The organism is Cellulosilyticum ruminicola JCM 14822 (genome assembly GCF_001311925.1).
GTDB lineage: Bacteria > Bacillota > Clostridia > Lachnospirales > Cellulosilyticaceae > Cellulosilyticum > Cellulosilyticum ruminicola.
Genome location: NZ_BBCG01000008.1, coordinates 81,194 through 107,174 on the forward strand (window position 1 = coordinate 81,194; position 25,981 = coordinate 107,174).

Consider the following 25,981-nt stretch of genomic DNA (forward strand, 5'->3'; position numbering starts at 1 on the left):
ATTCTAAAAGAAGATAAGCAGTCATAAATATTAATAAGAAGGTATATAGAGGAGAGTAAAAATATGGTTATTAAACAACTTTCTGTATTTATTGAGAACAAATCAGGTAGATTATATGAAGTAATGCAAATACTTGGAGATGAAGGAATTAATGTATCTGCACTATCTATTGCAGATACATCTGAGTATGGTATTGCAAGAATCATCGTAACAGAACCAAGCCGTGCCGTGCAATTATTAAAGGAGCAAGACTTCTCAGTACAAGTAACTCCAGTTATTTGCTGTAAGTTAGATGATAAACCAGGAGAGCTTAAACGTATGTTAGGCGGTTTTTCAGAAGATAACATTAGTATTGAATACATGTATGCTTTTTCAAAAGGTGAAGATGCCCTTATTATTTTAAGAGCTGAAGACTGTGATAAGGCTATTGAAAGTTTAACAAAGCATCATCTAGAAATTGTGAGGGCTTCTGATATATATCAAATTTGATAAAAATGCTAATAAAATGGTATTAAATATTAAAAATATTATCTAAAAAATTCAAAAAGCATTGCTAAATAGACACAAAAAACGTGAACAATTATATATAATTAAGTAAAATTTAATAAAATTATATTTATTTAATTAAATTTATGGTATAATTAAATCAGAGTTTGAGTAAATGGGAGGGGACAACATGGAGACGTATTTTTGGAGAGAAGGCCGCGCTGTTAAATATGAAGAAATGCTAGAAATGTTAAAACAAATGATTAATAGAAAAGTCATAGATGAATTAGATGATAGTGAAGTAGATAAATTATATGTCAAAGTTTGTGACTCTGTTTATTTAAGTATCAAACAATACTTAGAAGAAAAAAACTTCAAAATCATTAATCCAAAGCAAGGATTATTAACAGCATGCCAAGTAAAGCTTGTAAAAAATAAATCATTATGGGACGAAGCTCTCGAAAGAAAAAAAGTGATTGAAGAAGGAGCTAAAGATCAAGTTTTCAATAAAGGAATCAAAGCATTCGTCAAAGGAGAATTCTTTGATGAGTTAAAGTCTCTAGAAGATAAATTAGGAACCGTGAATTTGGCGATAATGGCCAGGACGACTAATTACATATGGGGAATTATAAGAAAAGTGAAGAATAGAGTTATATAAAAAGCTGGATTAGCAATATGTAAGAAGCCTATTACTAATCCAGCTTTTAATTTGGTCCACATGATATCAATCAGACCTTCGTCCTTCATATGTCTGAGTTCTCTAGATATAGATGGGCGTGATACATTAAGGTAATCTGCAAGTTCATTCATAAGGGATTGTAAGCAGTAATGTATCAATAGTCGCTTTTGCACTAACAGGAGCAAGACGTTTTGTAATTAATAAATTGTTATCAGATAAATTTGGCATTTATAGCGCTCTTTCTATTTGGAGATATTAAAAAAATTATGTAGTTATAGCTACACATTTAGTATGAGTTTTATATTAAGATGTTATTAACAGCAAGTCAAGAAAGAATCGAAACTTAAAAGTTTATAAGTGACGAGTATAAAAGTAAAAATATAAGTGTTAGTAGTCATGAGATATGGATTGATGTTTTATAGAATTACAAAATGTAGATTTGTATAAATATAGCTATTAACCATTAAATAGATTTAGATAAGAGACATATAAGGAGATAAAAAATGAGCGCATTTTTAGGACCAATTCACTTCTGTTATATAACAAAATTCAATTACAACAAAGATATCGTAGTAGATAATGAAGTCATAAATGATGATAGGATAATATAAGTAGTATTTGATATAATGGAGCGAGAGGCTTTATAAGCAGGCAAAAAATAAGATATAGATGAGGGTGGAAAAATGAAATATAAAGCAGTTTTATTTGACTTTGATTATACTTTAGCAAACTCAGAAAAAGGGATTTTGATGTGTTTTAGACATGTTTTAAATACACATGGCTATGAAAATATATCAGATGAAGCTATTAAAAAAACTATAGGGATGACGCTTCAAAATGCCTTTAAAGAACTTACTGGCATAGAAGACATGACTATAATTGAAGCTTATCGTAATGAGTATATTAGTAGAGCTGATATAGTGATGACACCAAATACCAAGTTGTATCCTGAAACATTACCAGCATTAGAGAAGTTAAGAGAAGCAGGGATTCAAATAGGGATTATTTCTACGAAGTTACGTTATCGCATCGAGGCAATTTTTGAAGTATATGAGCTTCCAGATTGGATTAGTATCATAGTAGGGAGTGAGGATGTTAAAACAAATAAACCATCTCCAGAAGGATTGCTTTATGCTATGAATGTTTTAGGAGTAAGTAAAGAAGAAGTTTTATATGTGGGAGATAATATTATTGATGCTAAAACCGCTCAAAGTGCAGGTGTAGATTTTGTAGCAGTAACTACTGGTACGAATAAAGCAGAAGATTTTACAGAGTATCCTTGTAAAAAAGTAATATGTAATCTAAGTTATTTAGCAGATGTAGCTCTAAAATAGTAAAGCTATATTATAAAGAAGAAAATTTATAAAAGAGGATTAAGGAAACGTTTATAACTATTCCTTAATCCTCTTTTATGTTATCTGAGTCATGTTCACTATTAGGTGAATCATCTAATGAATCTGAAGTTGTACTAAATGCTTGAGAAAGAGCTTCTAATTCTTCCTTAGAAAGTAGATTTAAAGGTGTACCAATAGTAGTGTCAAGTGTCTGATCTGTTACAGCAATTTCTTCTGAAGCTGAGGTCGACGTGGGAGATTCATCTTGTTCAAGTGTTTTTGTAAGTATTGGTGAATAAAAACGAATGACCATTTGACGTATAATTTGTGTAGCCCTTTTATAAAGTTCATAATCATGATTCAATGTAAGATTTAAGCTGCAAGTGATAAGTGAAGAAGAATGAAGTTTAGAGATTTCAATAGGTGTCTCTTCACTATAAAGGGTCATGATTAAATAATCTTCTTCTGTAAGTTGATAGTAGCTATCATAAAATGTTTCTGCTGACATTGTACTAAACTTAGGTTCTTTACATAAAAAGTAAAGGGAAATTTGGTAAGTTGGTGTAATGGAAAGTGTACCCAATTTAATAGGTGTATAGCCCTTAGAAAAAATATTTAAATCAGTATATAACAAGCCATTAGCACAGCTAGGAAAAGTCTGTACGCTTGGCACTGAAGTAAGCTTAACGATGTTAATACCAGTTGGATTCTCTGCAAGTAACAAGTGGTTCAATATAAAGTTAGAATAAGCATCAATATAAATTTGAATGTTTTGTTGCATAGTAGTTAATTCCTTCTGTTAATGTATTATTATACAAAAATGTTAAGTACATTTTTATATACGTTAATTTAATTATATGAGGATAAAAGGCATAAAACAATTAAAAAAACAATAATCTAATTAATTTTATGGGAAAATTAAAATACACTAATACATTAGAAATAATATAAATCAAATATTGACAATAGAGAGAAAATAATATAATATTTAAAACTATAAAAGCTATAGGTTTAATAGGAATAGAATTGGGAGTAAAAATAATAGAGTAGATTAACTTGGAGGGAATTTAAATGAAGCAAAATGCTGACTTACATCAAGAAGAACATACACATTGCCATGAAGGACACACTCATTCTCATGAAAATCATGGTGCGCATGCACATATACATAGCCACCGAAATTTAATCGGTTTTGATGAACATGGTATTCCAACAGTTATTTTAGAAGCAGATCACCATGAAGGGGAAGAAGATGAAAATGCATTCATCAAAGATTATATGACAGCAGTTGCTGAATATAAAAAGACATTCCCATCTAAACAAGATGTTATGGATCAAACACCAGACCCAGCAGTAAGAGAAATGATGTTACGCACAGAGCAACTTGGTATAGATACAGCTTTTGATAGATTTGACAAACAAAAACCTCAATGTAGCTTTGGCCTTGCTGGTGTCTGCTGTAAGATTTGTAACATGGGACCATGTAAGGTAACAGCTAAAAGTCCTAAAGGTGTATGTGGGGCTGATGCAGATTTAATCGTTGCTAGAAATTTATTACGTTCAGCGGCAGCCGGCGCAGCACAACATGGGATGCATGCAAGAGAAGTTATATTAGCGCTTAAATGGGCTGCTGAAGGGAAATTAGATATTCCGATTATTGGAGCACAAAAAGTAATGACTACAGCAAAAGCTTTCGGCATTGAAACAGAGGGTAAAACTTTAAATCAAGTTGCCTCAGAATTTGCAGATGCATTATTAGAAGATATGTCACGTACAGTACCAGCAGAGCACAATACGATCAAAGCTTGTGCACCACCTGAAAGACAAAAAGTTTGGGAAGACTTAGGAATCATTCCTATTAGTGCTTATCATGAAGTCTTTGAAGCTTATCATAAAAGTGGATGTGCACAGATGGGGACTGGAAAAGTATTATGGAACAATTCCTTCGTTGTGGTTTAGCTTTCACATTCTCAGGTGTAGTAGGTGCTTCTCTTGCTACAGATAGTTTATTCGGTGTAGGGGATAGAGTAACTTCTAAAGTAAATATGGGAGCTCTTAAAAAAGGTTATGTAAATATTGCGGTTCATGGACATTTGCCACTTTTAGTGAGTGAAATCGTAAAAGTAGGTCAAGATGAGAAATTCATCGAGCTTGCTAAATCAAAAGGAGCAAAAGGTATTCGTTTCTATGGTATCTGCTGTTCAGGACTTGCAGCTATGTATCGTTATGGCGGTGTCATTCCACTTTCAAATGCGGTAACAGCAGAATTAGTGCTTGGTACAGGGGCCTTAGATTTATGGGTAGCTGACGTTCAAGATGTATTCCCATCTATTATGGAAGTCGCAAAATGTTTCAAAACAACAGTTGTTACAACTAGCGATTCAGCAAGGCTTCCAGGAGCTGAACGCTATGAATATGATCATAGACATGCCAATATTGGAGAAACAAGGCACTTGCAGAAAAAATTGTGATGCGTGCCATTGAAAGCTTCGAAGCACGTAAAGGTATCCCAGTTTATATTCCACCTTATGAAGTGGATGCTGAGATTGGTTTCTCAGTAGAATATATTCACAAACGTTTCGGCAGCATGCAACCACTTGCTGATGCTGTTAAGAGTGGAAAAATCCTTGGAATTGTCAACATGGTTGGATGTAGCAATCCAAAAGTACTTTATGAAAAAGCGACAGTGGATGTAGCAGACGTATTGCTTAAAAACAATGTTTTAATTCTCTCAAATGGTTGTGCTTCATTCCCGCTTATGAAACTAGGTTATTGTAATGTAGACGGCCTCAAAAAAGCAGGGGAAAGCCTCAGAAAATTCTTAGAACCAGATTTACCACCAGTATGGCATGTAGGGGAATGTATTGATAATACCCGTTCATCAGGTATTTTTGCTGGCATAGCTGGTGCACTTGGTCACAAAATCTGTGAAATGCCATATGCTTTCGCTTCACCAGAATGGGGAAATGAAAAAGGTATTGATGCAGCATTAGGATTTAGATTATTTGGAGTCAACTCATATCACTGCGTAGAAGCACAAATTCATGGTTCAAAAAATGTTATTGAATTCTTAAAAGAAGGCACGAGAGAAATGCTTGGCTCAGTGATGCATGTAGATACTGATCCAGTAGCATTAGGCGAAAAAATAGTAGCAGATATGAAAGCAAAACGTAAAGCTTTAGGTTGGGATTAATTAAATTTTAAATCATAAGATTTTTAAATAAAAATGTGTGAAGTAAGGAGGGAATCGTATGAAGCGTAGCGTTTTAATAGGATTATTGGCAGGTGTTATGGGGATGTGTTTAACAGCTTGTGGGGGAGGCAAAAGTGAGATCGCAAATGCTACTCACGATGAAAATACAGTGAAAATAGCTTACTTACCAATTACACATGCTTTGCCAGTTTTTGAAGAAGCAGAAGAATTAAAAGGAAGCACAGGATTAAACGTAGAACTTGTGAAATACGGTTCTTGGCCTGAACTGCTAGATGCGTTAAATACAGGAAGAGTGGATGGGGCGTCTGTACTCATTGAACTTGCTATGAAATCTAAGGCACAAGGGATAGGCATCAAAGCTGTAGCTTTAGGACATAGAGATGGAAATGTTATAGTCGTTAATAAAAACATTAATACTATGGCAGATTTAAAAGGGAAAACATTTGCCATTCCACACCGTCAATCTTCTCACAATATATTATTAAATGAGGCTTTAGCGCTTAATAATATGAGTCTAGATGATATTAAGATTACAGAACTTTCACCAGCAGAAATGCCATCTGCTTTAGTAAGTAAACAAATAGATGGTTACTGCGTGGCAGAGCCTTTTGGAGCGAGAGCAGTAGCTTTAGATGTAGCAAAAGTATTATATACTTCAGAAGAACTTTGGGAAGATTCCCTTTGCTGTGGACTCGTTTTAACAGATACATTCATAGATGAAAAGCCAGAGCTTGCCAAAGAATTTGTAGCATCTTATAAAACAGCAGGTGAAAACTTAGATGTAAGCCGCACCAAAGAAATTGGTAAAACTTATTTAAAACAAGAAGATGCAATATTAGATGTTTCATTAGAGTGGATTTCCTTTGATAATCTAGAAATTACAAAAGAAGCTTATGAAAACTTAGTTCAAAAGGTTAAGAAATATGGCTTATTAGATAATCCACCAACCTATGAAGAGTTTGTAAAAACTGAGTTTTAAGGGGGAGTCAAAATGAAAAAATTAAGATCTATTAAAAATGTAGTTGTAGCCTTTGGAGCTTTAATCATACTTTGGCAAATTGTTTTTACAGTAAGTGGGTTTAATCCAGCATTATTTCCATCACCAATTTTAGCCGGTAAGGCACTTGGAAAAATGGTTTTAGATGGTTCTATCTTTATTAACATAGGGGCAAGTATGTACCGTTTTGTACTGGGTTATATTAGTGCCATCGTAGTTGCAGTGTTATTAGGACTTTTACTTGGTTGGTTTAAAGGGGTATTCCAATATATTAATCCTATAGTACAACTTTTAAGACCAATCTCGCCAATGGCTTGGATGCCTTTCATCGTCCTTTGGTTCGGAATAGGAGATATTCCAGCTATTGTGATTATCTTTATTGCAGCCTTCTTCCCAGTATTATTATCAACAGTTTCAGCAGTAGGTGGCATTGATCCTATTTATTTAAAAGTATCTAAAAACTTTGGGATTAAACAACCTGAAATACTTTGGAAAGTTATTTTACCAGCTGCTTTCCCTCAAATTGCCAATGGGATTCACCTTGCCCTTGGAACAGCTTGGGTATTTTTAGTAGCAGGGGAAATGTAGGTGCCCAATCAGGACTTGGTTATTTAATCATTGATTCTAGAAATAATTTAAGAGCAGATGTACTTATAGCCACAATTATCGTGATTGGTCTTATTGGATTATTATTAGATACATTGCTTAAAAAACTTGAAAAACGTGTCTTAGGACTTTGGGGAGGTGCACGCTAATGTATATCGAAGTAAAAGATGCAACTAAGAAATTTATTCAAAATGAAAAAGAATTTACAGCATTTGAAAATGTGTCATTAGACATTGAAAAAGGTGAATTTATATGTCTCCTTGGTCCATCAGGATGCGGGAAAAGTACTTTACTAAATGCCATTGCAGGTTTCGATCTTGTGACAGAAGGTAGTATCACCATAGAAGGCAAAGAAGTTTTAGAACCTTCTACTAAGAACGTAACCATCTTTCAAAACTATGGATTGCTTCCTTGGCGTACAGTTCTAAAAAATGTGGAGCTAGGCCTTGAACCTAAGAAAATCCCTAAGGTAGAAAGAGAAGCCATCGCTTCTAAATACATTGATATGGTGGGACTATCAAATTTCAAAAATGCCCATCCCAAAGAACTTTCAGGTGGGATGCAACAACGTGTATCTATAGCTAGAGCCTTAGCTATGGACCCAGATATTATCTTCATGGATGAACCATTTGGGGCATTAGATGCTATCACGCGAATGAAATTGCAAGAGGATATCTTAAGCATTTGTAAAGATTATGAAAAAACAATTATCTTTGTAACTCATGATATAGAAGAAGCTGTATTCTTAGCAGACCGTATCGTCATTTTAACACCTAATCCAGGGAAACTTAAATGCGTACTAGACGTACCACTTTCAAGAAAAATCGCGATAGAACAAGCCAAGATTTTTTCTTAGTGAGAGATAAGATTTTTGAAATTTTCAATATGAAACATGAAGATAATATTGAGTATTTTATTTAATAAGGTTAAAAAGATTGGATTTTATACAAATGAAATAGGAGGTGCATAAATTATGCATATGGCAAGTACATTAATCTCAGCAACAGTGGGCGGTGCTTTTGGAACAGGTTCAGGAAGTGCGGCAGTGGTTTCAGGTGTGAAATATAATAAGATGGAACAACATAAACCATTATTAATGGGTGTAGCAGGAGCGGCAGTATTTGCAGTCCAAATGATGAATTTCAGTATTGCAGGAACAGGCTCATCAGGACATATTGGTGGAGGATTTTTATTAGCCACATTATTAGGACCAGTACCAGCATATTTAGTCATGTCAGTTATTTTAACAGTTCAATGCTTATTATTTGGAGATGGGGGATTATTAGCATTAGGGTGTAATATTTTTAATATGGGCATTGTACCTTGCTACATCATCTATCCACTTCTTAAAAGATATTTAGTAAATAGCAAAACAAGATTAATAAGCACCATAGCAGGCGGTATGCTTTCAATGGCTTTAGGAGCTATGGGAGTTGTAGCACAAACAGCACTATCATTTACACCAGGATTAGATATGCATGCATTTGTTATCAATATGATGAGCATTCATTTAGCAATCGGTTTAGGAGAGGGAATTATCACAGCAGGACTTGTTTATTTATATGACAAAGCAAATGCAGTAAGCGAAAATCACGCTTTAATTGGTACAATGAGCTTAGCGGTACTCACAAGTGGTTTCTTATCACTTTTTGCATCAAGTTATCCAGATGGACTTGAATGGTCACTAATCCAAGTAGCAGGCACTGATACATTAGCAGCTACATCCAAGGTACATACAATTTGCGAAAGCATCCAAACACAAACGGTACTTCTACCTGATTACGCTTTCAAAGCAGTAGAAAATAGCATCTCATCAGGAGTAGCTGGATTAATCGGATGCATCCTCGTATTTGCCATAGCACTTGCAGCAGGATTAATCCTAAGCCACAATACTAAAAATCCATTATTCTAATGGAGAAGGAGTGCTGTTATTATTTTAAATAATAACATATATAGAAAATAAGTGAAAAACAATCTTTATTTTAGTAAAAAAGATTGTTTTTTTGTTCTTATTACATTGATGTTAGGTTAAAAATAACATATATTATTGGCAATAATATAAAAATTAATTAAATTCTTTCTAAATATAGAAAGAGAAAAAGAAAGTTGTCGACATAAGAAAAGAGAAAGTGTATAATCAAAATATAAAATTCTGAAAAAAGTATATATTTAGAGACTAAACACAAGGAGATAAGTTATGGGAGATTTTACATTAACAGTAGCATCATATTTTCCAGGGGAGCAAGTTGATATTTTAGCTGAGATGAAGGAAAAGACTAGGGATAATGCAGATTTTGATTATAAAAAAATTCATTTTTAGTACAGGGAATATTCGGTAAAAAATTTCGTTATAAAATGAATCCCCTTGAAGAAAATTCTTTAGATATGGCAGTTAAATCATCTAAAGCATGTTTAGAAAAAGCAAATTTAGATGCGAAAGATATTGATAGGATAGTTTATATTGCATATAATCCAGAAACATTTGTACCACCAGCTGCTATTGCACTGCATCATCATTTAGGATGTAAAGATGAAGTTATTAGTAAAAATATGAATGTAAATTGTGTAGGGATGCTTATAGCTAGCATAGAGACTTATTATTTAATGCAGTCTATGAAGCATATAAAAAACTGCTTAATTGTACAGTCAGAGTATACAAGTGTGCTTGGTGATCCTTATCAATCAACACCATATATATTTTCAGATTCGTCAACGGCTGTTATTTTATCTAAAAGTGATTTAGGAAATGCACGTATTATAGATTATTGCGTTGAAACGCATTCACATGACCTTGAGGGGCTTAAAGGGCCTAAACATGGCTTTACACATTTTATAGCCAATAAGAATGTAGAAGAATACTATATAGATATGCCAGGAGGAGCAGCAGAATCAGAATTTGTAGCTCAGACGATAAAGCGATTACTTGAGAAAAATCAAGTTGATATTAGTGATATAAAAGGCTTCTTCTTTTCACAATGTAGCTATACTTATTTAACAGAAGTACGAGAATTACTTGATGTAGCTAAGGAAAAGGTATTTTATTATGCAGATCAAACTGGATATACAGGTGCAAGTTCGCCTTTTGTTGCGTTGGAATTTGCTATGAATGAAGGGAAAGTTAAAGCAGGAGATTTATGTATGTTTTGGACATCAGGAGCAGGTGTAGAGCATGCTTTTGTATTAATGTATATTTAAATGTTTATGAAGGTGTACAATATAAAAAAGCAATCCTTATTCTAATGGAGAAGGATTGCTTTTTTGTTATAAGTGCTTCGATGCTAATACCACGTGTACCCACTTCAATAGTGGTTTTAATCGTTGCTTGGGCATATTCTGAGATACAATCGAGCATAAGCATGATTAAAGTGGTGAGCTTAAAGTACATAATAACAGGATTGCTTTTATAATTTTAAATAATAACATATATTGTACCTATACCTATTAAATATTAGCAAAAACAGTATAGCATAAATACAAGGGTAATAATAGAAAAATAAGTAATATCAATCGAGGTTAAAGAAATTAAAAGGAGAAAGAGCAATGTTTATGATAATAAATAATGGATATATTTTATAGAAGATAATATATGGAGTATGCGGTATGTAAATTAATTAGTTATAGTTTAATAGTTCTATATATCAGCTATGTGGAAAGGGTATTTTGTAAGTTTAAGGACTTATGAAATACCTTTTTTATTTAGGATTTAAAACTGGCAGAGTAGGAAGATGATACAGCAACAATTAGGAATCATTCAAATACTAAATGGGGGCAAGATAGTAAATGCGAAACAGTTAGCGGCAAAATTATATATTTCATAAAGAACTGTAAGGAGATATAGTGAAAAGCTTAGATTAAAAGGTGTACAAATGGAAAGTAAAGAAGGAAAAGCTGGTGGATATATGATGAAGGTGAAAAATTTAGAAAATTATGATATACTTTGGCGAGAGAGGTGATTAAGTGAGCTATATAGGTAATGCAATCAGAATGGCAATTTTATTAAGAAGTAGAGGAAGAATGAAAAGCTCAGAATTAGCAGAGGAATTAGAAGTAGGAGAAAGGCAAATTAGAAAATATCGTGATGACTTAGAACAAGCAGGTATTTTCATTAATGCTAAAACGGGAAATTATGGAGGCTATGAATTAGTATCCAATGATTTAATTGGGCTAGGGTTAAAAGCTGATGAAATTACTGTATTAGAAATGGTCAATGAACAACTTAAATATAATAATGATTTATATAGCAAGGAATTTGAGGGGATAGTAGATAAATTACGTGCTTATAAAAATCAACAAGTTGATACAACAGCACATATGAGCTACTTTACGATTCAGCCTAAAGCTAATTATGATACAGAGGTCGAAAAGAAAAAATATTTAGATATTCATTCAGCCTATTTATTACATCACAAAATTAAGATGAAATATTATTCTTTAACTTCAGGTCTTAGTGAAAGAATTATTCATCCCTATGGAATTTTTCATTATAAAGGAGATTTATATCTAGTTGCATATTGTGAGAAGCGTAAAAAATTTATAGATTTTAAATTATGTCGTATTAAGGCACATGAAATATTAAATGAAAAATTTGAATTAGATCGTACATTTAGTTGGAAGAAATATAGCGAAAATACCATTGGGATTTATAAAGATGAAGAGATTGAGTTGGTACTCAAGATAAAACATCCATTTTCGGTCATTATTAGTGAAAAAGTATGGGTGGAGAATCAGGAAATCCAACAATTTGAGGATGGAAGTATTTTATTTAAAGCTAAGATTAAAGGCTATAGTGAAATTAAAAGTTGGATTATGAGTATGGGAAGTCAGGTAGAAGTTATAGCCCCTGAAAAGTTAAAGTTGGATATCAAACAAGAGGTAGAAAAAATGTTATCACTATATATGTCAGAAAAAATAAGGTTCTGACATATATAGGTCCACAATGATATGTAAAATAAAATTAAAAGGAGGTGCAAGGATGCGTCTTAAGATAGATATGGCGATTCAAAAGATGCCGGTTGCATATAACACAATGTTCATAAGTGCCATAAAAGAAGCTATAAAGGCATCTGATCCAGAGTATTATGAGAAACTTTATTTTTATGAAGGGAAGAGTAATAAGCAAACTAAGAACCTTACTTTTTCAGTAAAGGTAAGTAACTATAAAATCGTAGGTGAAGAGTTTGAAATAAATGGGAGAGTAAGTTGGTTTATTAGTACACCAGATTTAGAACTTGGGCTTGTACTATACAATGGCTTAATGCATAAGCGTAAATTTGTTTATAAGAATTATGAATGGACAAGGATACGTGTGGATTTATTAAAAGAACGAACGATTGAAAATGAGGAAGTTGTGTTTAAAGCATTATCACCTATATGCATTCGTAATAAAGAGGGAAAATTCATTGGACCAGAAAACCCAGAGTATGAAACGGAACTTAATTATATCACCAATGAAACTTTAAAAAGTTATAGAGGAAGAGGGTTAAATAGACCACTTAGCTTTAAGTCTATTAATCTTAAAAAGATAGTTGTAAAAGAAACTTTAAGAGACTTTATGCAAAAAACAGGCAAGTCTTACTTAGGAGTTAATGCTTATCGAGGCATGTTTAGCTTAGCTGGTGATCAAGAAGATTTAATGGCAATTTATCAGCTTGGATTAGGATTTAAGCGTTCACAAGGATTTGGTAATTTAGATGTCGTGGAATGAGGTGAGAGCGAGTGAAAATCAAAGTATATTTAGGTGACTGGTTTTATAATATGGGAATTATAGGCTTCATACGTATTATGGAAAAAGCAGATAAAAAGGTGAAGAAAGATAAAGGATATATTACCTTTGACTCAGAAGACTTGGTAGGATTTGAGAATATTTATTTTGATTATTTCATGAAGCAATATGATGTACATGATCGTATGAAAAATAGCCTTACAAAATCACTTGAGTATGTAAAAGCTCATCCTGATAAGTTAAAAGATACGGTAAAGCGTATCAAAGAAGAGATTAAGCGTAATGCAGATAAGGTTAAGAAAATAGATGAAAGCTTATATAAAACATTAGCAGATAAAATCAAAGAAATAGGAAGTATTAAAAAAGAAGAAGAGCTTGAGAAGTTAAATGAACTTGTACAAGAAAGCTTAGAAATTATCAAGATGCCAATTATTAATGAAAGGCTTACAGCTAACCTTTATAAGTTTATTATTGGTGAAAATTTCTTTGGACAAGTCAGCTATTTCAATGTAGCTAAATCTAGTTTAGGCTTAGAAGCACTTAAAGAAACAATGTATAAAGATTATTTAAGTGAAATCGTAGACTATGGAAGGTTACAAGATTTATTAGAAAAACAAGATGAAGATGGTATCAAAGAATATATAGACCAGCGTCTAAAAGAAAAAGAGATAGGCGCAAATATTAAAAAGATATTTAAAGCAATTGATAAAATCCTTAAAAAGGGTGACACACAAGCTGTAAAAGAGTATTTAGCAAGTGATGAACTGGCAATCTGTGAAATGTGTGGGAATTACAGTGGCATTGTAGAAGATTATACAGAAAGCATTTTGCCCCATTAGCAGTAAGTAGTGGGAATGCAAGAAATATGTATTGGAATATGAATACGGATTATGGTATTTGTGCGATTTGTAAACTTATTTTATTTTGTAGTCCAGCAGGTACTACCCATATTTACAAAAGCTATTTAAGAAAAGAAGAAGAAAATGAATTTTATAATTTCGTAAATATAGATGGTACGGTTAAAGAGTTACTTAATATAAATGAAAGTTTAATGAAGGCGCATGATAAAGATAATCCATTTGAAGTGCTTATTCAAGATTTAGTACAGGATAATAAGCAAAAGAGTGAGTGGCAATTAAGTAATATTTTATTTGTAGAGTTTAAAGCAAGCGTAGGGGGCAAGAAATGTACTTTAAATTACTTTAATATGCCAATGTATTTAGCACAGTTCTTTAGTAAGCAAGATAAACAAATAAGTGGTATTTATAATGGTAAACTCAGGGCTTCAGTAGTAGATCAGCTTATCAAACAAAGAGATTTAAAGCATCTTCTGATTCCAATATTACGTGAGAAGATTAAAGATATTTTAGAGGATAAAAAGGGCTTTAGTATTCTAGGCAGTGATTGCTATAAGATTGCTAAGATTAGATTTTTCATTAATCGTTATAAAGGAGGTAAGTTAGAGGTGGATGATAAAAAGTTAAAGATAGTGCGTTATGCAGGTGAAAATATTCGTGAGAAGTATATAAAGGCAAATAGTAAAAATAAGCTTGGGGGCATTGCGTATAGATTGCTTAATACAGCAAAAGTAGGTAACAAGAAAGATTTCATGGATACTTTGTTACGTATTTTTGTATCAGCAGAAGAAGATGTACCTTTAGTATTTTTAGATGTGATGGCTGAAAAAGAATTAAACTTTGAAGATATTGCGTATGCGTTTATTTCAGGATTAGTTTCAGATAAATATGATCCAAGCAAAGTAGATAATAAGGAGGAGAAATAAAATGGGAAAAGGGTTAACATTATCAATTATTTTTAAGGCACAAAGTTTAAATTATGGTGAAGGCATTGGGAATATTTCAGAGCTTAAGAAACTTACAAGAGCAGATGGCAATATGTATACTTTTGCAAGCCGTCAATGTTTACGTTATGATATCGTACGTTTAGCAGCAGATTTATTTAACTGGAATTTACAAGTAGTAGATAAAGCAAAGGGAACAGTACAATTCAAAGAAAAGTATACCATTAAAGATTCACAAGAAATGGACTTATTTGGTTATATGAAAACAAGTAAAAAAGATGATGACAGCAAGGGTGGCTCTATGACAAGAGAAGCTACAGTAAGACTTAGCAATGCGATTTCATTAGAACCTTATCATAGTGATATGGACTTCTTAACGAATAAGGGATTTGCAGATCGTATTGGAGAACATCCTAACCTTGCAAATATTGAACAACATCTAAGTTTTATACTTATACACTTACAATTGATTTAGATAAAATTGGTAAAGATGGAGATATTGAGTTAGCTAAAGAAGAAAAAGCAGAACGTGTGACACAACTTTTAGAAGTTATTAAAATCTTAAATAGAAATATTAGAGGTCGTCAAGAAACTTTAGCACCACTCTTTGTAGTAGGTGGGTTATATGATGTAGCAAATCCATTTTTCTTAGGTAGAATTAAAATAGAAGGCAATAAAAACGGTTATGCAGTATGTAAAGCACCTATTGAAGAAGCTATGATGTCTACATTTTTAGGTCATGAAGTAGGGGAGAGCACACTTATTGGTATGGCAGAGGGCAGTTTCACAAATAAAGAAGATTTTAAAGAGACTTTCAAAGAGAGTGTTATGAGCGTAGATAATGTATTTAAAAACATTATGCAATCTGTAAAAGCTTATTACGAGGTATAAGCCTATGAAAGCATTGAAATTAAAGTTATTTCAAGAGACGGCATGTTATAGGAAACCCTTTGCTATGAAAATCGCAGAAACTTATCCATTACCTCCTTATTCTACGATTAATGGCTTATTGCATAAACTTTTAGATGCAGATCATCTTATTCCTTTTGAGATTAGCATTCAAGGAGAGTATGAAAGCATTATTAATAACTATCAAACGACTTACTTTTATAAAAAGAATGAAGTAACAACTATGCCTATGAATGGTCACATGTTGTTGGGCGTTAAGCTGATTATTCATATAGCAGCGAGTGAAGAAATATTAGAGCAGTTATATGAATGCTTTAGTAACCTAAGTGAATTTATTTCAGTAGGTAGAAAAGAAGACTTGGCACGTATTGATGAAGTAAGCTTTGTAGAAGTTAATAAGTTTGAAGTGGATAATGATTTAGATGAACCAGAAGAAGGTGTGAGAAAAGCGTATCGATTAAAACAGCCTATTTATATTCCAAGACAAAACTTAGAGGATGAAAATGTGACAGGTATCAATTATCTTTTATGTTGTTCTTATGAAACAATAGGCACTAAGAGAAAGTGGCATAAGATAGATACGTATTACGTAGAAAAGGGAAATGACATTACTTGTGGAGATATTTTAGTAGATGATAGTAAGGATGAAGATATAGTTTACTTTAGTCATAGATAGGAGTATATCAATGATTTATGCAAAGTCAGACCCAGTAGAAAGTTTAAGAGAACATACAGATGGCTTAAGAGAAGCATTAAAAGTATTGAAGGCAGACTATGGAGATAAGATTAATAAATTAGTAAAAGATGAAGAAGAGTTCTGGAGATTACTTGATGTAGCAGTTGAATTTCATGATTTGGGTAAGGTATTTACAGCTTTTCAAAATGTGATTAGAAAAAAAGTTGGAGATGAAAGTATACCGACACTATTTGAAAATAATATTAATCATAACTTTTTATCGCCTGCTTTTATGAATTTTAGAAAGTTAGAGATAAAGGATCAAAGAACTAAAAAACTCTTAACGCAAACTATTGCCTTTCATCATGAGCGAGACATCACTATAGATTCTGATTTTAAAGATAGGGTACAAGAAGTATTAAAAGGCGATATAGAATTACAAGTGCCTAAGATTAATGAGGAATTTAAACCGTGCTATAGAATTAAGGAAAAGAATTTGGATAGCAGTTATTTACAAATGTTACAAAAACGTATTAGTCCTGAAGATGAAGATTATAATTTTTATATTTTGTTAAAAGGATTAATTCATAAATTGGATCATGCAGCCTCTGCACATGAATCTATAGAGATAGATGCTAAAGAAAATGTAGGAGAATATACGGAAAAGTTTTTGGTTAAAAATTATAGTGGGCTAAGAGATGTACAAACATTTGCAAAACAAAATCAAGATAAAAATGTGATATTAATTGCGTCAACAGGTATGGGGAAAACAGAAACTGCGCTTATATGGATTGGCAGAGATAAGGCATTTTTCACTTTGCCATTACGTGTAAGTATTAATGCACTTTATGATAGGGTAAGTATGCAAGATGAACATGGGATTAATTATCCTTATACTGGCTTGTTACATTCAACAAGTGAAGAGTATTTGAAAGATAAAGAATATGAAGACTGGGAGAATATTATAAGTAGTTCTAAGCTTTTTTCTAAGAAACTTACTTTCTCAACTATAGACCAGATTTTTAAATTTCCTTTTTTATATCTAGGATATGAAAAGATTTATGCGACTTTAGCCTATTCAAAGGTTGTTATTGATGAAATACAAGCTTACTCATCAGAAATAGCTGCTGTTTTAATTAAAGCATTAGAAATGATTCATCATATAGGTGGACAATTTATGATTATGACAGCCACATTGCCTACTATTTATATTGATGAAATGAGAGCAAGAGGCTTATTAGATGAAAACTTAGTACAAGCTACTTATAATACATCTGAGTCACGTCATCATCTCAAATTAATAGAAGATTCCATGAATAATCATTTAGAAGTTATTTTAGAACAAGGCACCCAAGAAAAAGTTTTAATCATTGTAAATACGGTAAAAGATGCAGTGGCAATGTATGAAAAGATAGAAGAAAAAAGTAAGCAATTAAGGAAAAAAGTTCAAATGCAGTTATTACACTCTATGTATATAACAAAAGATAGAAGTCGTTTAGAAGAAGAGATAAAGTATTTTGATCGAAATGAGAGTAAGGGCATTTGGATTACAACACAATTAGTTGAAGCTTCTTTAGATATTGATTTCGATAGACTGCATACTCAAATTTCTACTTTGGATAGTCTATTTCAAAGGCTAGGAAGATGTAATAGAAAAGGTAAAAAGAAAGAGAAAATGAAAGTGCCTAATATCATAATTTATACAGAAGAGGTAAGTGGCATTGGGACGATTTATGATCGAGAAATTGTAGGTAAAGGATTAGAAATCTTAAAGAAACAATTGAAAGAAACACCTTGTTTAAAAGAAGATGATAAGGTAGAAATGGTAAGTAAGTTATACAGTAAAGAGTCTTTAAAGGGTTCTGAGTTTTACAAGAAGTTTAAGGATGCATTGGATATCTTAGACAGTATGACACCAGCCAAATTAAAAAGCAAAGAAGCACAGCAAATTTTAAGAGATATTGATAGTGTTACGATTGTACCAAGAAGTATTTATGATAGCATTTATGATGAATTGATAAAACCTTATAAGGAGACACAGGAATTACTTCAAGAAGCATATAGTAAACATGATAAAGACACTATTCAAGAAGTGAAAAATACTAGAAAAGATTTAAAAAGAAAAATCTTTAGGTATACTGCTAATATTCCTACCTATAAGTTAAGAAAGAATGGAAATATAACAGAAACACTAGTTAAAGGACTTGAAGATTTATATGTTCTAGAATATCAATATGATTGTTATGAAGAAGATGGTAAATTAAAAGGTAAGGGAATATTAATAGGTGAAGAGTTAGATTCATTTTTATAAAAATTGCGAGTCTGTATAAAATTTTGTGTAAACTGATTAAAAGCTCTTTTCTAAGGCAATGATTATAAAAAATCAAATGTATCTTAAGGAGGAGCTTTTTATGTCAGTATTACCAAAGGATTTGGTAAGAGATTTTATTAAAGAGCAACATTTTACTAACACAGATGATGTATTAAATTTATTAAAGGAAATGTTTAAAGATGTACATCAGGAAGCCCTTGAAGTTGAATTAGAAGAAAAATTAGGATATGACAAATATCAGATTTCAGATTTCAGATAAGACTACTACTAATAGCAGGAATGGCTACAGTAAGAAAACTGTTAAATCTGAATTAGGTCCTGTTGAGATAAATATTCCTAGAGATCGAAATGGAGAGTTTGAGCCTCAAATCATTCAAAAGCATCAACGTAATATTACCGGTATTGAAGATAAAGTATTATCTTTATATACCGCTGGTCTTTCTACATGAGATATTCATGATCAAATTAAGGACTTATATGATGTAGAAATATCAGCAGATATGGTTTCTAAGATTACTGACCGTATTTTATCAGTTGTATCCGAATGGCAAAATAGGCCTTTAGAACAAGTTTATTCTTTCATTTTTTTAGATGCCATCCACTATAAGGTACGTGATGAAAAACAGATTGTTAACAAAGCTGTATATGCCCTTAGCAAAGCATCAAAGTTGTATCATTCATCAAATACGTGCGAGTATGAAATATGCTGCTTCTGGAGATCAAAAAGCTTTTGCAAAGGATTTAAATTTTATTTAGTGATTTATTGCAAAGCGAAGCATTCTAAATGGTTCAAGACTGCCCCCTTGACAAAGAGAATGTAAATTACGTGATATTTAAAGTCTTCAATAAAAATAGAATGTGTTTGAATACTATAAGTTATATATCAACTATGTGATATCTAAAAAACAAATTAACAATATAACAAGATAAATTTATTTATATATTACCTATGTGGCATAACTTTATTAATGAAAGAGGGTGCCAATATGTCTTTAGACTTAGAGAGTTTAAAGGTACAGGGTGTAAAAATTAATTATTTCTTTATTTGTAAACGTAAGTTATGGCTGTTTGATAAGGGCATTACTATGGAACAGAATAATGATAGAGTATTAGCTGGAAAGCTGATTCATGAGGATTCGTATAGTAGAGCTACAAATAAAGAAGTATTAGTTGATAATTTACTGCAACTAGATATCATTGATGGAGAATATGTAAGAGAGGTTAAGATTAGTAGTAGAATGCAAAAAGCTGATCAAATGCAGTTATATTATTATTTATATTATTTAAAGAAAATGGGGATTGAGAAAAAAGGTAAGTTAAACTATGTAAAGGAAAGAAGACAAGAAGAACTGCTTTTAACAGAGGATAAGGAAAATGAAGTTGAAAGTGTGTTGTTAGATATAAAAAGTCTTACAGAAGAAGAGAAACCTCCTAAGGTCACAAAACTAAGTTATTGTAGCAAATGTGCATATTATGAATTTTGTTTTTCACAGGAGGAAGAATGATAACGAAAGATTATTATATTATGAGTAATGGCAAGTTAAAACGCAAGATAATACGATTTATTTTATAGATGAAACTGAAAGTAAGAGAGCATTACCTGTAGAGCAGGTTGAAAATCTTCATATTTATGGAGAGATTGATTTAAATGTAAAATTATTGAATTATATCAGTCGATATGGTATAAAAATTCATTTCTATAACTATTATGGCTTTTATTCAGGAACGTACTATCCAAAAGAGAAGAATGTATCTGGATACACTGTTGTATGGCAAGCAGCGTGTTATTTAGATAAATTAAAAAGACTAAAGTTGGCACGAGAATTTGTAAAAAGTGCAGCACATCATATTCTTAGAAATATGCGTTATTATAAAGTTGATGAAAAGTTAATAGAAGCAATTAAAGAAGAGTTAAAGCAAATGGAAAGTGTGAAAAGTATTGCTGAGCTTATGGGGTGTGAAGGTCGAATTCATAAACATTATTATCAATCATTTAATGAGATTCTAAAGAATGGTTTTTCTTTTTCAAAACGTGAGAAGAGGCCACCCAAAGACCCAGTGAATGCACTTATTTCTTTTGGGAATAGCATAATGTATACCAATGTATTAAGTGAGATTTATAAGACACAACTTAATCCTACAATTAGCTTTTTACATGAACCTTCAACTAAGCGTTTTTCATTAAGCTTAGATATTGCAGAGATTTTTAAACCATTAATTATTGATCCTATTATATTTTCATTGGTTAATAATAAAAGATTAACTAAAAAGGATTTTCAGTATGAAGATGAATTTTGCTATTTAAGTGAGACAGGAAAGAAAAAATTTCTCAAGGAATTTGAAAACAAAATGAATACTACAATTAATCATAGGCACTTAAAAAGACAAGTCTCTTATAGAACGTTTATTAGATTAGAGTGTTATAAGTTGATTAAACATTTTATAGGTGATGAAGAATATAGTCCATTGAAAGCGTGGTGGTAGAATGTTTGTGATTGTGACATATGATGTAGAAGAAACTAGGGTAAATAAGGTAAGAAAACATCTAAAGAAATATTTAATGTGGTCGCAAAATTCAGTGTTCGAAGGAGAAATTACAGAAGGTAAATTGCATAAATGTTTATTTGAGTTAAGACGTATTATTGAGACTAAAGAGGACTCAATTTATATCTACAATATAAAAAATCCTAATAGTATTAAGAAAGAAGTGTTTGGAGTAGAAAAAAATATTCACGAGTTATTTTTATAGTAAGATATTATTGCAGTGAGCGCTATTCTTATAAAAAACGATTTAAAGCTTAGAGCATCAATGTATAAGAGAGAAAAAAATAAAATTTTAAAATACACTACTAGAACCTCACTGCAAAATAAGCAAATTTGAACAATGAAAATAGTGAGGAAAGCTAGTAAAATGAGGGAAGGAGATAGTAAATAATTTTTGGGTTATATATTAACTACGTGATATTTAAAGGTTACATTTAGAAGAAACTTTGAAAAGGTTAGTGCGTTATATATTAACTACGTGATATTTAAAGGGCTCGTAGATTCTATGAATACCACCTGCAAATATAGTTATATATTAACTACGTGATATTTAAAGTTAACAAAAATGGTATAAGGCGTGAAAGCTACATATGGTTATATATTAACTACGTGATATTTAAAGAGAAAATGGCGTGACTACATGGAAGGTACCACAACTAAGTTATATATTAACTACGTGATATTTAAAGCTAAATATAGTTAGTTGCATGGCTTTGTAATCATCGCGTTATATATTAACTACGTGATATTTAAAGTCCTACTAGCTCAACCTCTTCAAATTTGTACCCCTTAGTTATATATTAACTACGTGATATTTAAAGGGTGCTACAATTTACTACACAACAAATGGTGATGAAGTTATATATTAACTACGTGATATTTAAAGCAGTGTTGTTTTGAAGTAGTAAGTAAATAAAATAATAGGTTATATATTAACTACGTGATATTTAAAGTTGCCAGTCCGAAGCCATTCTTCATTAACATTAAATTGTTATATATTAACTACGTGATATTTAAAGACTTGTGTTGGTTTGCAAAAGTTGATTTGGTCAATGTGTTATATATTAACTACGTGATATTTAAAGTTACACCTAAGTCCTCAATTGCTGCTGCATTTTCTTTGTTATATATTAACTACGTGATATTTAAAGGTATGAGAAGTTAAGAAAGAGACATTGTGTAGGAGCAGGTTATATATTAACTACGTGATATTTAAAGTTTTCAAGCTTTGATACAGCAGTATTTGTAATTCCTGTTATATATTAACTACGTGATATTTAAAGTTCAATTTGATCAAGTGATAGAAGTTCATCATTACTAGTTATATATTAACTACGTGATATTTAAAGGACATTTTAATACATGGAAGTCCATGTCAAGACTTTAGGTTATATATTAACTACGTGATATTTAAAGTGGGGATTGTGTAGTGGTAATGCTAATGATATGAGAAAGTTATATATTAACTACGTGATATTTAAAGTGATGTCTTGTTTTATGAAATGATCATGAACTAATTCGTTATATATTAACTACGTGATATTTAAAGTGTACATACTGGAGCATAGCAAAACAAGGAAGAGAGAGTTATATATTAACTACGTGATATTTAAAGAATTTCTCTAGCTTGTTATATGCAAATGATTCTGAGTTATATATTAACTACGTGATATTTAAAGCTGGGTTACCTTTATCATTAAGAGCTAGTGGGAAAGTTATATATTAACTACGTGATATTTAAAGATTCTTCTTAGTGCAGAACAGTTAAGCAAAGGGAGTGAGTTATATATTAACTACGTGATATTTAAAGGTATAAATCGTCAAGTTTCCTAAAACAAGCTATCTCAGGTTATATATTAACTACGTGATATTTAAAGTTAGCATTGGCTTTACCACCAATCCAAACTGTTATCACGGTTATATATTAACTACGTGATATTTAAAGTATATGACAGGACAAATGCTAATTGAAAAAATGGCTAAGTTATATATTAACTACGTGATATTTAAAGGTTGGTAGTGAACTTCATAATGCATTAATTGAGTTTAGGTTATATATTAACTACGTGATATTTAAAGACGTGCTGTTACTCTGTCCTCACCTGTAAGCTGTTTTAGTTATATATTAACTACGTGATATTTAAAGACAGGAAAGCTTAGCAAAGAACAAAAAAAATTTTTAGTTATATATTAACTACGTGATATTTAAAGATGAGTACGGTCTTTTTTGTCTCTAGATATACATCTCGGTTATATATTAACTACGTGATATTTAAAGGTAGAATACGTTGATGACTTTATTAATATATTAAAGTTATATATTAACTACGTGATATTTAAAGTTGTTTTGCAAAAAAATAAAGCTAGAGCCTAAGCCGTTATATATTAACTACGTGATATTTAAAGCTGGAAGATAGTATAAAAAGAATATTCATTTCTTTAGTTATATATTAACTACGTGATATTTAAAGAATGAAGTGAAACAAGGATATTTAGATAAACTTGAAAGTTATATATTAACTACGTGATATTTAAAGTTGGTAGTACATATTGAGACATTTCAAATGTTAATTGGTTATATATTAACTACGTGATATTTAAAGTTTCATTTTGACCATATATCCTTGCTAAAATAGCATTTGTTATATATTAACTACGTGATATTTAAAGGTAGCTAGAAACTTTGATGTGATAGGTAATAGTATTGAGTTATATATTAACTACGTGATATTTAAAGATGGAATTAAAGGATTTCATGGAAAAAGAACCTGCTCGTTATATATTAACTACGTGATATTTAAAGGTTATACGTGCAAACCATTCACCGACTGCTTGTAGCGTTATATATTAACTACGTGATATTTAAAGAAATGTTGGGATGCTAAGATATGTAATTGCTAAAGCTTGTTATATATTAACTACGTGATATTTAAAGTTGTAAGATAATGAGATATAAGTATCCCTTATCTCTGTTATATATTAACTACGTGATATTTAAAGTTTTAGTGCAAGCTCAAAGGTTTTTCTTAAACAAGAAAGTTATATATTAACTACGTGATATTTAAAGTAGACAAGCCAGAGGATTATAGGAAAGTAGTCACTAAGTTATATATTAACTACGTGATATTTAAAGTATCTTACAGACATACTTAAGGGTACTAGGAATGGTGGTTATATATTAACTACGTGATATTTAAAGTGGTGCTTAGCTTGCAATTCTAGAGCCTTTAACTTGTCGTTATATATTAACTACGTGATATTTAAAGCAAGAGTCTTATGAAGATATAGATTCGGTAGATGTTGGTTATATATTAACTACGTGATATTTAAAGATGTATCTCCTCATAGTACTTACCACTTTAGCTATAGAGTTATATATTAACTACGTGATATTTAAAGATTTCTGCTACTTTAATACTCATTGACTTAGATAAGGTTATATATTAACTACGTGATATTTAAAGGCTTCCTATGTACAAATAACTACGTTGAATAGATGTGTTATATATTAACTACGTGATATTTAAAGTTATATTAGTCTGATTTACACGCTGAATATTATAGTGAGTTATATATTAACTACGTGATATTTAAAGAGAAATGGACAAGTCGGATTGTTATAACCCGTTCATTGTTATATATTAACTACGTGATATTTAAAGATAGGTGTACATTGTCAAGAAAAACTTCAACTGAACGTTATATATTAACTACGTGATATTTAAAGGGAAGTAAAAAGATGTTTGCATAGGAAAACTATTTTAAGTTATATATTAACTACGTGATATTTAAAGTTTAAAAATGCGTTCGTGTTTTCCTTTAGTGCGATGGGTTATATATTAACTACGTGATATTTAAAGCCTGTCTCACCCCCGTATTTTATCTAGTTATAATTGTTATATATTAACTACGTGATATTTAAAGACTACTACAGCTAAGAGTATGTTTAAGGATGTAGAAAAGTTATATATTAACTACGTGATATTTAAAGTTGCCCTTGCAATACTCAATAAGCTCGTCATAATCGTTATATATTAACTACGTGATATTTAAAGAATGAAGGCGTAAAGCTAAATGAAGGACTTATAAAACGTTATATATTAACTACGTGATATTTAAAGATGAGTAAACAACTCTTTTGGTCTCAAAGAACAAATAGTTATATATTAACTACGTGATATTTAAAGTTTGACGTGTCATTTATCTATATATAATATAACATTTGTTATATATTAACTACGTGATATTTAAAGTTTGACGTGTCATTTATCTATATATAATATAACATTTGTTATATATTAACTACGTGATATTTAAAGAAACACGGTTATCTTACGTGCGTAGAAGTAGTAGTGTTATATATTAACTACGTGATATTTAAAGTCCTAAACAACGCAAGCGGTAAATAGTTCGTACCTCGAAAACTAGTAGTTTTTTTGAGACAATGATATAGAACTTTAATAAACTATTAGTTTTTAGGAGGTGCTCCATCATAGATAAAACCACTTATCAAATACGACTTAACAACTGGGCTGCACTCATTAATGAGTGCAACAACAGTAACATGACTAAAAAAGCATAGTGTATTGCGAATAACATTAACGAAAAACAATTCTTTTACTGGCAAAGGCGTGTACGCATGCAGCTTGTTCAGGAATTAGAGCCAACATCAACTTTAACG

The 25,981-nt window shown here is 31.2% G+C and carries 23 protein-coding genes, 3 pseudogenes and 1 CRISPR repeat array; of the genes and pseudogenes, 24 read left to right on the forward strand and 2 right to left on the reverse strand.

What is annotated here, in order from left to right:
- The first annotated feature begins 63 nt into the window (after positions 1 to 63).
- On the forward strand, positions 64 to 489 hold the full coding sequence (locus JCM14822_RS04625; RefSeq protein WP_054740107.1) for an acetolactate synthase: 426 nt from the start codon (positions 64 to 66) through the stop codon (positions 487 to 489).
- Positions 490 to 676: 187 nt separating this feature from the next.
- The gene (locus tag JCM14822_RS04630; protein ID WP_054740109.1) at positions 677 to 1,144 is read left to right on the forward strand and encodes a hypothetical protein; all 468 of its coding nucleotides are present in this window, start codon (positions 677 to 679) and stop codon (positions 1,142 to 1,144) included.
- On the opposite strand, the gene JCM14822_RS24815 is transcribed toward JCM14822_RS04630, so the two are convergent.
- Positions 1,099 to 1,296, reverse strand: a complete 198-nt coding sequence (locus JCM14822_RS24815) for a helix-turn-helix domain-containing protein (RefSeq protein ID WP_083461262.1) — start codon at positions 1,294 to 1,296, stop codon at positions 1,099 to 1,101. The two genes, JCM14822_RS04630 and JCM14822_RS24815, sit on opposite strands and share 46 nt — an antisense overlap.
- Positions 1,297 to 1,848: 552 nt before the next feature.
- Between JCM14822_RS24815 and JCM14822_RS04635 the strand changes: the two genes are divergently transcribed.
- A complete protein-coding gene (locus JCM14822_RS04635) occupies positions 1,849 to 2,499 on the forward strand; it encodes an HAD family hydrolase (protein WP_054740110.1) in 651 nt (216 codons plus the stop codon).
- Positions 2,500 to 2,563: 64 nt separating this feature from the next.
- On the opposite strand, the gene JCM14822_RS04640 is transcribed toward JCM14822_RS04635, so the two are convergent.
- Positions 2,564 to 3,280 carry a hypothetical protein gene (locus JCM14822_RS04640; RefSeq protein WP_054740112.1) on the reverse strand — a complete coding sequence of 239 codons (717 nt, stop codon included), beginning with the start codon at positions 3,278 to 3,280 and terminating at the stop codon, positions 2,564 to 2,566.
- A 290-nt stretch (positions 3,281 to 3,570) separates the two neighbouring features.
- Here JCM14822_RS04640 and cooS point away from each other — a divergent pair.
- The 21 genes and pseudogenes from cooS (at position 3,571) to cas2 (ending at position 21,505) form a co-directional block, all read left to right on the forward strand.
- Positions 3,571 to 5,692 (forward strand): annotated as a pseudogene (gene cooS, locus JCM14822_RS24415) (anaerobic carbon-monoxide dehydrogenase catalytic subunit).
- Positions 5,693 to 5,750: 58 nt separating this feature from the next.
- A complete protein-coding gene (locus tag JCM14822_RS04650) occupies positions 5,751 to 6,692 on the forward strand; it encodes an ABC transporter substrate-binding protein (RefSeq protein ID WP_054740114.1) in 942 nt (313 codons plus the stop codon).
- A 12-nt stretch (positions 6,693 to 6,704) separates the two neighbouring features.
- Positions 6,705 to 7,298 carry an ABC transporter permease gene (locus JCM14822_RS04655; protein WP_330377313.1) on the forward strand — a complete coding sequence of 198 codons (594 nt, stop codon included), beginning with the start codon at positions 6,705 to 6,707 and terminating at the stop codon, positions 7,296 to 7,298.
- Positions 7,268 to 7,465 (forward strand): hypothetical protein, encoded by a 198-nt coding sequence (locus JCM14822_RS23550; protein ID WP_330377314.1) that lies wholly within the window; start codon positions 7,268 to 7,270, stop codon positions 7,463 to 7,465. The genes JCM14822_RS04655 and JCM14822_RS23550 overlap by 31 nt, the downstream gene beginning before the upstream one ends.
- Positions 7,465 to 8,172: an ABC transporter ATP-binding protein gene (locus JCM14822_RS04660; RefSeq protein WP_330377315.1), complete on the forward strand. Its 708-nt coding sequence runs from the start codon at positions 7,465 to 7,467 to the stop codon at positions 8,170 to 8,172. The genes JCM14822_RS23550 and JCM14822_RS04660 overlap by 1 nt, the downstream gene beginning before the upstream one ends.
- A gap of 117 nt (positions 8,173 to 8,289) precedes the next feature.
- The gene (locus JCM14822_RS04665) at positions 8,290 to 9,228 is read left to right on the forward strand and encodes an energy-coupling factor ABC transporter permease (protein WP_054740116.1); all 939 of its coding nucleotides are present in this window, start codon (positions 8,290 to 8,292) and stop codon (positions 9,226 to 9,228) included.
- A gap of 285 nt (positions 9,229 to 9,513) precedes the next feature.
- Positions 9,514 to 9,636 carry a hypothetical protein gene (locus JCM14822_RS22450; RefSeq protein ID WP_278287173.1) on the forward strand — a complete coding sequence of 41 codons (123 nt, stop codon included), beginning with the start codon at positions 9,514 to 9,516 and terminating at the stop codon, positions 9,634 to 9,636.
- Positions 9,637 to 9,701: 65 nt separating this feature from the next.
- Positions 9,702 to 10,511 carry a 3-oxoacyl-ACP synthase III family protein gene (locus JCM14822_RS04670; protein ID WP_172674767.1) on the forward strand — a complete coding sequence of 270 codons (810 nt, stop codon included), beginning with the start codon at positions 9,702 to 9,704 and terminating at the stop codon, positions 10,509 to 10,511.
- 762 nt (positions 10,512 to 11,273) lie between these two features.
- Positions 11,274 to 12,236: a helix-turn-helix transcriptional regulator gene (locus JCM14822_RS04675; RefSeq protein ID WP_242861396.1), complete on the forward strand. Its 963-nt coding sequence runs from the start codon at positions 11,274 to 11,276 to the stop codon at positions 12,234 to 12,236.
- A 52-nt stretch (positions 12,237 to 12,288) separates the two neighbouring features.
- Positions 12,289 to 13,020: a CRISPR-associated endoribonuclease Cas6 gene (cas6, locus tag JCM14822_RS04680; RefSeq protein ID WP_054740120.1), complete on the forward strand. Its 732-nt coding sequence runs from the start codon at positions 12,289 to 12,291 to the stop codon at positions 13,018 to 13,020.
- An 11-nt stretch (positions 13,021 to 13,031) separates the two neighbouring features.
- Positions 13,032 to 13,877 carry a hypothetical protein gene (locus tag JCM14822_RS21535; protein WP_054740130.1) on the forward strand — a complete coding sequence of 282 codons (846 nt, stop codon included), beginning with the start codon at positions 13,032 to 13,034 and terminating at the stop codon, positions 13,875 to 13,877.
- Positions 13,820 to 14,821 (forward strand): type I-B CRISPR-associated protein Cas8b1/Cst1, encoded by a 1,002-nt coding sequence (gene cas8a1, locus JCM14822_RS21540; RefSeq protein ID WP_242861397.1) that lies wholly within the window; start codon positions 13,820 to 13,822, stop codon positions 14,819 to 14,821. The genes JCM14822_RS21535 and cas8a1 overlap by 58 nt, the downstream gene beginning before the upstream one ends.
- A gap of 1 nt (position 14,822) precedes the next feature.
- Positions 14,823 to 15,314, forward strand: a complete 492-nt coding sequence (cas7i, locus tag JCM14822_RS22455; RefSeq protein ID WP_278287174.1) for a type I-B CRISPR-associated protein Cas7/Cst2/DevR — start codon at positions 14,823 to 14,825, stop codon at positions 15,312 to 15,314.
- A 23-nt stretch (positions 15,315 to 15,337) separates the two neighbouring features.
- A complete protein-coding gene (locus JCM14822_RS22460) occupies positions 15,338 to 15,730 on the forward strand; it encodes a hypothetical protein (RefSeq protein ID WP_278287177.1) in 393 nt (130 codons plus the stop codon).
- Positions 15,731 to 15,734: 4 nt separating this feature from the next.
- Entirely contained in the window at positions 15,735 to 16,424 is a 690-nt protein-coding gene (gene cas5b / locus JCM14822_RS04700; protein WP_054740135.1) for a type I-B CRISPR-associated protein Cas5b, read from the forward strand.
- A 10-nt stretch (positions 16,425 to 16,434) separates the two neighbouring features.
- Positions 16,435 to 18,735 (forward strand): CRISPR-associated helicase/endonuclease Cas3, encoded by a 2,301-nt coding sequence (locus tag JCM14822_RS04705; RefSeq protein ID WP_054740137.1) that lies wholly within the window; start codon positions 16,435 to 16,437, stop codon positions 18,733 to 18,735.
- A gap of 100 nt (positions 18,736 to 18,835) precedes the next feature.
- Positions 18,836 to 19,015 (forward strand): hypothetical protein, encoded by a 180-nt coding sequence (locus tag JCM14822_RS19070; protein WP_083461263.1) that lies wholly within the window; start codon positions 18,836 to 18,838, stop codon positions 19,013 to 19,015.
- Positions 18,984 to 19,577, forward strand: a pseudogene (locus JCM14822_RS21545) (IS256 family transposase). The gene JCM14822_RS19070 and the pseudogene JCM14822_RS21545 overlap by 32 nt, the downstream one beginning before the upstream one ends.
- 165 nt (positions 19,578 to 19,742) lie before the next feature.
- On the forward strand, positions 19,743 to 20,261 hold the full coding sequence (cas4, locus tag JCM14822_RS04715) for a CRISPR-associated protein Cas4 (RefSeq protein ID WP_054740139.1): 519 nt from the start codon (positions 19,743 to 19,745) through the stop codon (positions 20,259 to 20,261).
- A 46-nt stretch (positions 20,262 to 20,307) separates the two neighbouring features.
- A pseudogene (gene cas1b / locus JCM14822_RS04720) lies at positions 20,308 to 21,240 on the forward strand (type I-B CRISPR-associated endonuclease Cas1b); the annotation flags it as partial.
- Between the two features lies 1 nt (position 21,241).
- Positions 21,242 to 21,505 carry a CRISPR-associated endonuclease Cas2 gene (gene cas2, locus JCM14822_RS04725; RefSeq protein ID WP_054740142.1) on the forward strand — a complete coding sequence of 88 codons (264 nt, stop codon included), beginning with the start codon at positions 21,242 to 21,244 and terminating at the stop codon, positions 21,503 to 21,505.
- Between the two features lie 193 nt (positions 21,506 to 21,698).
- Positions 21,699 to 25,683: direct repeats of the CRISPR family, unit length 29 nt; unit sequence GTTATATATTAACTACGTGATATTTAAAG.
- The last annotated feature ends 298 nt before the right edge of the window (positions 25,684 to 25,981 follow it).